This window comes from Duganella violaceipulchra (assembly GCF_019166075.1).
GTDB lineage: Bacteria > Pseudomonadota > Gammaproteobacteria > Burkholderiales > Burkholderiaceae_D > Rugamonas > Rugamonas violaceipulchra.
In genome coordinates this window covers 1-1,515 of the sequence record NZ_JAHTGR010000070.1, presented here as the reverse complement: position 1 = coordinate 1,515, position 1,515 = coordinate 1, and the positions used below count along the sequence as shown (strand labels likewise).

General features: G+C 60.4%; 1 protein-coding gene. It reads left to right on the top strand.

Annotated elements, in window-relative coordinates; genetic code table 11:
• The coding region (locus KVP70_RS32985; protein ID WP_217946663.1) for a non-ribosomal peptide synthetase at window positions 1–1,515 on the top strand (1,515 nt) is incomplete at both ends.

Sequence of the window (1,515 nt, the reverse complement as noted above, 5' to 3'; positions counted from 1 at the left end):
CCCAGGAGCGTCTGGCATACATGTTGGAAGACAGTGCGCCGGTGGCGCTGCTGACGCAGACGGGGATGCAAGAGCGCCTGCCGGCTGCGGCCGAAGCGGGATTGGCGATACCGGTGCTGCTGCTCGACGGAGAGGAAGACGGCGCGGCCATGGCGCGTCAAGCATCGCACAATCCCGAGCCGGCGCAGCTGGGCTTGACGGCGCGGCACCTGGCGTATGTGATCTATACCTCGGGCTCGACCGGGATGCCCAAGGGGGTGATGAATCAGCATCGTGGTGTCGTCAACCGACTGTTATGGGCACAGAATGAATATTGCCTGCGCTCAGATGATCGTGTATTGCAAAAGACACCATTCAGCTTTGACGTCTCAGTATGGGAATTCTTTCTACCTTTACTGGCCGGCGCTCAAATTGTGATGGCACGACCAGAAGGCCATAAGGACCCACAATATCTGGCCACTGTGATAGATCGTGCTCGCATCACGATGGCACATTTCGTGCCATCAATGCTGCAAATCTTTCTCAATCAAGCCGATACCGAAAAATGTCACGCGCTGCGCCGTGTTTTATGCAGTGGTGAAGCACTATCGCATTCCCTGCAAACTCAATTCCACGCGTATTTGCCAGCCATTGAATTGCATAATCTCTATGGGCCAACCGAGGCGGCCATTGATGTCACTTCGTGGCACTGCAAACATGGCCGGTATGCGGGGATAGTCCCCATAGGCCGTCCAATCGCCAACACCCAACTCTACATCCTCGACGCCCACCTGCAACCGGTGCCGGTTGGGGTGACGGGCGAGATTTATATTGGGGGAGCGGGAGTGGCGCGCGGCTATTTGAACCGTGCGGAGTTGACGGCAGAGCGCTTCCTGCCGGATCCGTTCAGTGCGCAGGCGGAAGCGCGGCTATACAAGAGCGGCGACCTGGGCCGCTGGCTAGCCGATGGCAACATCGCGTATGTAGGAAGGAACGACTTCCAGGTCAAGATCCGTGGTTTCCGGATTGAGCTGGGCGAGATCGAAGCCAGGCTGGCGGCCTGCGAAGGCGTGCGCGCAGCGATTGTGATCGCACGCGAAGACCAGCCGGGCGACAAGCGGCTGGTGGCGTACGTGATCGCGCAAGCAGGGGCGGAAGAAGGGGCCTTGTCGGCAACCAACTTGCGTGAGCAGCTATCGGCCAGCCTGGCCGAGTACATGGTGCCCAGCGCGTTCGTGACATTGGACGCATTCCCGCTGACCGCCAACGGCAAACTCGACCGCAAGGCGCTGCCGGCGCCGGACAAGAGCGCCGTCGTCAGCCGTGCCTACGAGGCGCCGCAAGGAGCGATTGAAGAGGCGCTCGCGCAGATCTGGCAAGACTTGCTGGGGTTGGCGCAAATCGGGCGCCACGACCACTTCTTCGAGATGGGCGGACACTCGCTGATGGTCGTCACCCTGATTGAACGCCTGCGCCAGCAAGGTTGGAGCGTCGAAGTGCGCAGCGTATTTACCGCGCCGACCCTGGCCGCACTGG